This is a genomic window from Pseudomonas sp. VI4.1, assembly GCF_002029345.1.
GTDB lineage: Bacteria > Pseudomonadota > Gammaproteobacteria > Pseudomonadales > Pseudomonadaceae > Aquipseudomonas.
Window position 1 is genome coordinate 1 of sequence record NZ_MULM01000051.1, and the last position, 9,562, is coordinate 9,562.

The 9,562-nt window shown below is 59.5% G+C and carries 9 protein-coding genes and 1 pseudogene; all 10 read left to right on the top strand.

What is annotated here, in order from left to right; genetic code table 11:
• Nucleotides 1-46: 46 nt before the first annotated feature.
• Nucleotides 47-127, top strand: a pseudogene (locus tag BZ163_RS36290) (outer membrane lipoprotein carrier protein LolA); the annotation flags it as partial.
• 11 nt (nt 128-138) lie between these two features.
• Complete coding sequence (locus tag BZ163_RS01090) at nt 139-957, top strand: CheW domain-containing protein (protein ID WP_128869457.1); 819 nt, start codon at nt 139-141, stop codon at nt 955-957.
• A gap of 83 nt (nt 958-1,040) precedes the next feature.
• Entirely contained in the window at nt 1,041-1,526 is a 486-nt protein-coding gene (locus BZ163_RS01095; protein WP_128869458.1) for a chemotaxis protein CheW, read from the top strand.
• Nucleotides 1,527-1,922, top strand: a complete 396-nt coding sequence (locus BZ163_RS01100; RefSeq protein WP_128869459.1) for a DUF2802 domain-containing protein — start codon at nt 1,527-1,529, stop codon at nt 1,920-1,922.
• A 517-nt stretch (nt 1,923-2,439) separates the two neighbouring features.
• Complete coding sequence (gene rarD / locus BZ163_RS01105) at nt 2,440-3,339, top strand: EamA family transporter RarD (protein WP_128869460.1); 900 nt, start codon at nt 2,440-2,442, stop codon at nt 3,337-3,339.
• A gap of 221 nt (nt 3,340-3,560) precedes the next feature.
• A complete protein-coding gene (locus tag BZ163_RS01110) occupies nt 3,561-3,815 on the top strand; it encodes a PAAR domain-containing protein (RefSeq protein WP_128869461.1) in 255 nt (84 codons plus the stop codon).
• A 9-nt stretch (nt 3,816-3,824) separates the two neighbouring features.
• A complete protein-coding gene (locus tag BZ163_RS01115; RefSeq protein ID WP_128869462.1) occupies nt 3,825-4,919 on the top strand; it encodes a hypothetical protein in 1,095 nt (364 codons plus the stop codon).
• Between the two features lie 43 nt (nt 4,920-4,962).
• On the top strand, nt 4,963-7,818 hold the full coding sequence (locus BZ163_RS01120; RefSeq protein WP_178110398.1) for a type VI secretion system Vgr family protein: 2,856 nt from the start codon (nt 4,963-4,965) through the stop codon (nt 7,816-7,818).
• A 2-nt stretch (nt 7,819-7,820) separates the two neighbouring features.
• Complete coding sequence (locus tag BZ163_RS01125) at nt 7,821-9,449, top strand: phospholipase (RefSeq protein WP_256578900.1); 1,629 nt, start codon at nt 7,821-7,823, stop codon at nt 9,447-9,449.
• Nucleotides 9,450-9,479: 30 nt separating this feature from the next.
• A partial coding sequence (locus BZ163_RS35085; RefSeq protein ID WP_143510986.1) for a helix-turn-helix domain-containing protein occupies nt 9,480-9,562 on the top strand: 83 nt, incomplete at its 3' end.

Sequence of the window (9,562 nt, forward strand, 5' to 3'; positions counted from 1 at the left end):
TTGCCTGAGATGAGCCCGAGCACCTGTAGGAGCAAGCTTGCTCGCGATGGTCGTCAACGATAACGCTGGAAACCTGACACCCCGCGGCGCTCTCAGGTTTTTCGCGAGCAAGCTCGCTCCTACAATGGGTGGGCGTTAGTGAACAGGCCGGCAAAGATCACTTCACGTCCGCAACTGGCGCTACAGTCCTATCTGGACAACTTGCTGATGGACGCGACCGACGAGCTCACGGCGGACGTCCCCGAGGTGGTCGAAGACGACAGTGCGCTGGATGAATTCCAGGCGGCAGTGCTTGAAGAGCAAGCCCGTGATGCGCAGGTCGTGCCAGTGCCATTGGCGAAGATCCCGGTGCCCGTGATCGAAGCGCCAGCACCGGTTCCCACCCTCTCCCCGCAGCTGCAAACCCTGGTACCGCCGGTAGTCGACGTCCATCAGGCGCCCGGTACCACGCCACCAACGGTTGGAGCAAACGGTCGTCCTTCATGGGCCGCCGAGCCATTCGAATGCCTGTTGTTCGATGTCGCCGGGTTGACCCTGGCGGTGCCGCTGGTGTGCCTGGGTTCGATCTATTCGTTGGCCGGTCATGAACTGACACCGCTATTCGGTCAACCGGACTGGTTCCTCGGGATCCTGCCGAGCCAGGCCGGCAACCTGAAGGTGCTGGATACCGCGCGCTGGGTCATGCCCGACCGTTATCGCGATGACTTCCGCCAGGGCCTGCAATACGTTATTTCGGTGCAGGGCTACGAGTGGGGACTGGCGGTGCATCAGGTCAGCCGTTCGCTGCGCCTGGACCCGAACGAAATCAAATGGCGCAGCCACCGCGGCCAGCGGCCGTGGCTGGCGGGCACGGTGATAGAACACATGTGTGCGTTGCTCGACGTTACCGAACTGGCCGAGTTGATTGCCAGCGGCGGGGCAAAGCACATGGGCGGCAGCAAAGCCGGCCCGACCTAGAAGCTACATGACAACAGAGGGCGGCACTGCATGCCGCCGCACAGAACACACACCGCCAGGGCGGTTTATCGAGGGATCAGGGTATGAATGATAAGGCGTCGTCCGCAAAAGGTTCCGAAGATCCGATCCTGCAATGGGTCACCTTCAAGCTGGACAATGAAACCTACGGCATCAACGTGATGCGCGTTCAGGAAGTCCTGCGCTACACCGAAATCGCCCCGGTCCCGGGCGCGCCGAGCTACGTGCTGGGCATCATCAACCTGCGCGGCAACGTGGTCACCGTGATCGACACCCGTCAGCGCTTCGGCCTGATGAACGCCGAGATCAGCGACAACACCCGTATCGTCATCATCGAAGCCGACAAGCAAGTGGTCGGGATCATGGTCGACAGCGTGGCCGAAGTGGTTTACCTGCGTCAGTCGGAAATCGAAACCGCGCCGAACGTCGGTAACGACGAGTCCGCCAAGTTCATTCAAGGCGTGTGCAACAAGAACAACGAATTGCTGATCCTGGTCGAACTGGACAAGATGATGAGCGAAGAAGAATGGTCGGACCTGGAGAACATCTGATTGATGCTTGAGGTGGCGGTCGTTGTCCTGTTCCTCTTGTGGGCAGGCACGCTGGCGATGTTCCTGGCCTACGTTCGCGCGCAAAAGCTGGTCGCGGCGCAACAGGCCGGGGGCGATGCGCTGCGCGATCAACGCATCAAGGACCTGGCCAAGCGCGTCGACGACTACCAGAACAGCAACGTGCGCATGGGGCAGGAACTGCAGGAATTGCGCGCGGTGGTCGGGCCGTTGCCGGACAAACTGACGCAACTGGAACAGCGCGACCCATCGAGCCTGTCGTTCGCCCAGGCGGCTCGCCTGGTGGGCATGGGCGCGAGCGTCAATGAACTGACTCAGTCCTGCGGCTTGACCCAGGCCGAGGCGGAATTGATGAGTAAGTTGCATAAAAACAGCTGAGCCATTTTAAGCGATCAGCAACAAGTTCAAAATCGCAGGGTGCAGGCGCGAGTCAACGCTTGCGCAGGCTACGATTTTTTATTGGACTAATTCGGTCATTTTCTATATTCTCTGTCGTCAGGCCAACTGGCAATCTATTGGCCTGTGAATAAGCGTCAACCGTAACAAACCATTCGTCCTGTCCCGCTCTGGTGCAGGCGAAAGCCCTTAAAATCAGGGCTCCAACTCAATCGCAGCGAGCATTTTGCGCGATTGCAGCGTTTTACCTGGAAGCACTCGTGCTGGGTGTTCTTCTATCAATAACCGAAGTCGGGTTCGATAACGTGCCGGATGAACTTTGCGCAATATAATAAAAAACATATAACTGCGCCTGATTCTTGTTGCTGAAAATACCAACCGTAAAGTTGAAGTATGGCAATGACTGCCTTGTCGCGTTTAATGCTTGCCTATCAGTAATCTCGCACTTTTAAGTGATCTCGATTTCAATTCGATTCATGCGGTTTTTGTCGAGGCTGTTGTGTCTAAAGGTGTTGTTTTTGCGGTATCCGCATCATTTCTGTTTGGCGTTCTGTATTACTTTACGTCTCTTCTTTCCCCGCTGAACGGTCAGGAAATCTTCGGCTGGCGAATGCTCATTTCGCTGCCTTTCATGACCTTGTTCATCTGCCTGTCCGGCGACTGGAAATGGGTCCCGCAGATCTATCGGCGCGTGCGTGAAAAACCCAGGCTGATTTTCGGCGTGCTGCTCACCAGTGCGCTGGTCGCGGTGCAACTGTGGATCTTCATGTGGGGGCCGCTCAATGGCCATGGTCTGGACGTGTCGCTGGGCTACTTCCTGTTGCCGCTGACGATGGTGATCACCGGGCGCATCGTGTATGGCGAGCGCATGTCGCACCTGCAAAAAATCGCAGCGGTATTCGCCGCCATCGGTGTGATCAACGAGCTGTACCGCACTGGCGGATTTTCCTGGACCACGCTGGTCGTAGCGCTTGGCTATCCGCTGTACTTCGTATTGCGCCGGCGCCTCGGCACGGACAACCTGGGCGGGTTGTGGCTGGACATGCTGCTGATGATCCCGGCGGCGCTGTGGTTTGTGCTCAGCGGCGAGCCGTTGGCCGACATCGGCGCGCAACGGCCGGCGCTGTATTGGCTGGTTCCGCTCATGGGTATCGTCAGTGCGGCGGCAGGGTACGCTTATATCCTCGCCAGTCGGCTGCTGCCTTTCAGTCTGTTCGGGCTGCTCAGCTACGCCGAACCGGTGCTGCTGGTCGCCGTGGCGCTGTTGCTCGGTGACAGCCTGAAACCCGGGCAGTGGATGACCTACCTGCCGATCTGGCTGGCCGTGGTGGTATTGATCATCGAAGGGTTGAAGCACCTGAACCGAATGCGCCGCGCAATCAAGTTTGCCGATCAATAATCATCACTGCGTACCGTGAAGTCTTTCTCGGTCGGAACACTTTCGGGTGTGCGGCCTGACCCCGGCTGAGGCGGCGTTGATGGTCCTAGGACGCGGACTACGTCGTCCTAGGACCAAGGCTACAAGATTTACGGAATGTGCCGACTTGTGACACTGGCTGGCCGTTAGTACGGTGTGGTTCCGCGAATCGACTCGCGCCTGTTCAAACACGGACGTCCATCATGCAACCCATCATCGTTTTCAACGACCCGACCTCTGATGGGGGCCGGGTGGTTGAAGGATCCCCCTCTACTTTTATCAATGGTCTCGCGATTGCGCGAGTCGGCGATCGCGTGTCTTGCCCCCATGGGGAATGCACGATTGGCAGTGGCGACGAAACCCTGCTGGACGATGACAGGGCGGTCGCGCGTGACGGGGACCTGACTGCCTGCGGTGCGCGGTTGGTTGCTACGCAAAAGGACACCGGCGTTCTCTAAGGATCAGAGATGACAACCCGTACCAGTCTTTTCGATCGAATATCCGAGCGACGCCTGGCCGAGCAGGAAAAGCAACGCCTGGCAGAAGCAGGATGTCCCAAGGGTGATTTTGCCTCTACCTGCGCCAGCATTGTGCGAGCCTGGGTCTGGCTACCTTGTGGCGCCTTTGAAGCACCGTTGTCAGCGAGCGAGCTGGCCGGTTTACCCTCCGACTTTTCTCACGACCCACGCCTGCTCGATGAGCGCGGGCTGCGCCGGCCTGTTCGCCGACTCGCGACCCCGGCAGCCGAGCGTCCAGACATCAACGCGCCGGGCCGCTCCAGCGAAATCCTGCAGGCGGCTTTGAAACAATGGGCACCGGCCTTCCGGGGTTCCATTGATTGGCCCAACACGCAGGTTGTGTTGTTCGTGCCAGGTGCTGTCCGCGCAATGGACTGGCTTGATCGAGTCGTGAGCCTATGGCCCCGTGCGCTATTGCCACACCGTGGTTTCGACCTGCAAACGCAAGTCCCGGCGCTGTGGTTGCCCGAGGTGCTTGCCCGCAGTGCCGGCGCGCAATACCTGTTGTGCCTGAGCCTGGACACCTGGGCCTGCAAGGAGCAGCTATCGGCGTGTTTGCCTGATCAGCTGGCTGGCGAAGCGGTTAGCGCGGTGTTGCTGCGCCGCGAATCCAAAACAGCGCAGCTGCAGCCCGACAGTCTTCTGAAGCTGTTTGCTCCAATCAGTCTGAGCCACGCCCCGCGCACCGCGCAGGATCGCAACGACACGCAGACACTTGAACAGTTGATGACAGCACTCAGCCAGCGTACGGCCATTGATCCATCGCGAGTGAAGGGGTTGATCGGCGATGGCGCGCTGGAGGGTCAACGCCTCAACCAGCTCAACCGATACGCCCGGGGTTTTCTGCCGGCCCTGGACCTCGAGCGACAGATTCGCCTCAGCCTCATCGGCGCACGGTTCGGGCCTGTGACCGAGCAATGGGTGCAGATAGGCCTCGCCTGGCTGACCACCAGCGCTGACTCCGACAGTGCCGTCTGGATATTGGATCGCACCCAGGCCGACCAGACTCAAGGCTGGCTGATCGGCGCAAGCATCAGGGACTAATGGAAACAAGGAGTTTTGAAAGGTGGATTCAATCACTGACACCGTGACGGCCCCTTACGGCCAGCCGCTGAGCCAGGCCGAACGCTTGTTGCACCTGACGACGCCCCAAGGGCAAGAACTGTTCGCCCTGCGAGCCCATGCCCAAGAGCGACTGAGCCAGGTGCCTCGCTATACGGTCGATGTGATCAACCAGACCCCGGCTTTCGACCCGGAGCAACTCATTGGCCAGGCCGTCCAACTGAGCATCAAGCTCGACGACGGCACTTTGAGTCCCAGGCATGGCTGGGTGGACAGCGTGCGTTACCTGGGCAGCGATGGCGGTCTTGACGACTGGCAATTGGTCTTCGCGCCCTGGTTCAGCCTGCTGGAATACCGGGTGGATTGCCGGATCTGGCAGGAGGTGAATCTCCCGGACATCCTCGCCCAGGTGTTCCAACGCTACAGCCAGGCTCATGGTGCCTACCGCTTTGATTTGTCACGGGACTATCCGCTGCTGTCCTATGTCACCCAGTTCAACGAGAGCGACGCGCACTTCGTCCAGCGCTGGTGCGAGCAAGAAGGCCTGTTCTGGTATGTGGAACATCAAGTCGACAGCCACTGCATCGTGTTCACCGACAGTGTCCTGTTCTTGCCGACCCTGAACCCGCCAACCTTGAGATTTCACACCCAACAAGCCGCCGCCCAGCAAGACAGCATTACCCAATGGAGCCCCGGTACTCGCTTGCTCAATGGCGTAGTGCAATCCAGCAGCAACGACTATTTCTGTCATGCCCGATCACAAGTCGCACAAGCGCTGGCGTTGCCTGCCGCATCGGCGCCGGCGGATCTCGAACGTTATCAATACCGTGGGCAATATGCCTGGCAGAACCTCGACCGTGGCGACTGGCTCAGCCGTGTGCAGATCGAACAGGACGAATCCGCTGCCAGACGCATTCATGGCCAGGGTGGCGTACGCCAGATGCAACCAGGCCATGGCTTCGAGCTGACCCAACAGCCGTTGTATGAATTGAAGACGCGCAAGGACCGCCAATTCCTGATCATCGCCGTCGAGTTCTTCGCCCAGAGCAACCTGCCAGTCGGCACGCAACGGATCAATCCACCCGGTAGCCTGAGAGCGCTTTTCGAGACGGGGCAAGGGAAGTCGATGCTGGCTGCGGGCGGTGAGGGTATCTATCAAAACCGATTCGAGACCCAGCGACTGGACATGGCCTATCGCAGCCCGTTCGCTCATGCCAAGCCAGCCAATCCCGGGCCGCAGACCGCAGTGGTCGTGACCCCGAGCGGTCGCGAAGTTTTTACCGACAACCTCAATCGAATCTGCGTGCGTTTTCATTGGGATCGTCTGGTGAAGGACGGTGAGCTGGGCTCATGCTGGCTGCGCATGATGCAGGCCAGCAGTGGCGAAGGATGGGGCAGTGTGAACGTGCCACGCTCAGGGGAAGAGGTCGTGATCACTTTCCTGGATAATGACATCGACCGCCCCCTGGTGATGGGCCAGGTCTATGGCGGGCATAAGCCCGCCTGGCACTCGAGCGGTTTGATGAGTGGTTATAAAAGCCAGGAAATTCAGGGGCGGGGTTACAACCAGTGGGTCATGGACGATTCCACGGGCCAGGTCCGTACCCAGATCCACAGCAGTCACGGGCACAGCCAGTTGAACCTCGGCTATCTGATCGACCAGCAGGGCAATCAGCGTGGCGCCTTGCGTGGCGCCGGTTTTGAACTGCGCACCGATGCCTATGGCGCCTTGCGCGCACAGCAAGGGTTGTACCTCAGCACATGGCCGCGCAACAACGCGCAAGGCGGTCAGCTCGATGTTCAAGAAGCCCGGCAGCAACTGACGAACGCACAAGAGCGGGTCAAGTCATTGTCCGAGGCCGCTCGGCAGCACAATGCCTTGCCGATGCAAGGAGGCGTCGACAGCCTCGAACAACTGAACGCCGACACTCAGCTGAGCTATGGCAGCGCAGCAAAAGGCATGGCCGGCACCACAGGGCAATTGCGCAACGCGGGCGACACCGAGGCGGCGATCAGCAACGGTGGCCGTGGCCAGACGACCGGTTACCGCCAACCGCTGCTGATCGCCTCGGCCCCGGCCGACATCGCCACCGCCACGCCGCAAAACACCCACCTGCATAGCGGCAAGCAATTGACCCTGTCGACAGGGGAGGACATCAACCTCGCCAGCGGCAAATCTTTGCTGGCCAGCGTGGCTGAAAGTATCAGCCTGTTCGCCCAAGCCGCTGGCGCCAAATTGTTTGCGGCCAAAGGCAATATCGAAATCCAGGCCCAGAACGATCGCATCGAGCTCACCGCCAGGGACAGCGTGCGCATTACGTCCACCGCCCGGACCGTCGAGATTGCCGCGCAGGATGAGATCCTGCTCACCAGCGGTGGCGCCTACATCCGTATCAAAGACGGCAACATCGATATCCATGCGCCCGGCACCGTCGATGTCAAGGGCGTGAAAAAAACCATTGGTGGGCCGGCGCAACTCAACCGCGATAACCCGGCGTGGCCGACAGCCTCGATCAGCAAGACCCTCACGTTGCTGGCTGGGCAAAGCAGCGCCGCAGGTTATCAGTCGTGGAAGGGCATGCCGTACACGGTCTTCGCCGACGGTGCGCAGGTAGGCAAAGGCGTCATGGATGCCAGCGGCCGGTTCGCAGTCGAGCATCATGTCACCACCTCCCGCTACCGCATCGAACTCGCTAACGGCGTCAGCTACGACGTGCCGGTGGGCGGTGAGTACCTGGGTGATCCGGACAACGCCGAACGTGCCAATCAAGGCTTCCATCGACACGAAAGTCAGCCTCATCCGGACATCTCCGCGCAGAAAGAACGTAGCCGGTTTCGCCAGGCCTACACCCAACTGAACTCGCCGAAACCGGAGGCTTGACGATGGCCACACCCTCAATCACCACCCCGATCGCCACCCGCCAGACCGACTCGTGCCAGCTCAATTTACCCTGGTTCGTGGAATGCACCGAGTACCCACCTGTTCCGGCTACCTTCGAGCCGCTGGTGAATGGCGAACGTGCGTTCGGCGCGGTGTATGACGCCATCATGGCGGCCAAAAGCAGCGTGGAAATCATCTGCTGGGGTTTTCAGCCGTCGATGTATTTCAAGCGGGGCGACACCAGCTCGTTGCGCATCGGTGACCTGCTGATCAAGAAAGCCAATGAAGGTGTCCAGGTCCGAATCCTGTGCTGGTACGACTCGCTGCGCGTCGCCCAGACTTCAGAGAACATGACCCCCGGCGACAACGTCACGAACTGGTTCGGCAAGTACAAGCAGAACCGCAACGACGAGCAAGTCGAATATGACAAGTTGTGGTATCGCCAGATCAGGCTTGCCTACACCGGGGCGGAGACCGGTCCGATCGAGCTGGGGCAACGTTTCTTTCGCATGCTGATGTGGGGCAATGATCCCTCCCTGGGCATCAGGAACATCGAATTCGTCACCCGCGACTTCGGCTTGCTGGACCGTGCCGAAATTGCCTGGCGGCTGGCGATGAACGCGTTGGATCAGGAGCGCAGCACCACCAACAAAGTCATGGGTACGGTGGCGATGGTTGCCGAGCCGACCCACCACCAGAAAATGGTCCTGGTGGATTATGAAAAACCGGAGATCGCCGTGGGGTTCGTGATGGGGCATAACACCCTGGATGCCTATTGGGACAATGACCGTCACAGTCACGAACGTCACCACGCACAGTTCGGCCGCAACGGCGCCACGCCCCGGCAGGACATTTCCAGTCGAGTCACCGGCCCGGTGCTGGAATTTCTGAACCACAACTTTTGCGAGGCCAGGCACAAAGAAACCCATGTCGACCTGCTGACCCCGCGTCAACCCATGGCCGCTCAACTGCATGTACGGCCAGGGCATGGCGTACCAGTCATGGCGCAGGTACTCCGGACCCAAAGCCAGGAAGGCAAGAGAGACATCGAGCAGCTCTACCTGAAGTCCGTCAACAACATGACCCAGTTCATCTACATCGAGAATCAGTATTTCCGCTGGCCACCGCTGGCGGAAAAGATCAAAAGCGTGGTGCAAAACCTCCTCGACGGTGGCCGCGACCTCGAGACGGACGGACCGCTTTACCTCTTTGTCGTGACCAATTCCTCTCAGGAAGCCATGGGCGATGGTTCCGTCAACACGTTCCGAATGTTGAAGCAGTTGGGGCGCCCACAACTGATGCCGGAAGTGGCCAGGGCCGAGCGGCGCGACGACCTGCTCGCCGAACTTGAGCAGGCCCGGCAAACCGAGCGGTTGGCCAGCGTGAATGCGGGGATCTTCAAGAAAGTGCGGGATGTCGATCGCGATGTAGCGGCGGCTCACTACTACAAAACCTTATTGGACGATCTGGCCAAGGCGCGCGCCCAAGTGGCGCAGTTGGAAAAGGAGTTTCCGGATAAGGACAGCGCGGGTATTTCCGGTACGGACATTAACGGCCTGAAGGTGCATATCTGTACCTTGGTTGCGCCGGACTCACCGCCAGGCAACTGGATGGATGGGCGGTCTCAGTGACCAAGTGCAACACCCGAGGTAAGGTGCTGCATGACTACTCACTACACCCACTTGACCATCGAAGAGCGCGTAACGCTAATGATCATGCGTATGCAAGGCGCCTCGCTGCGAGC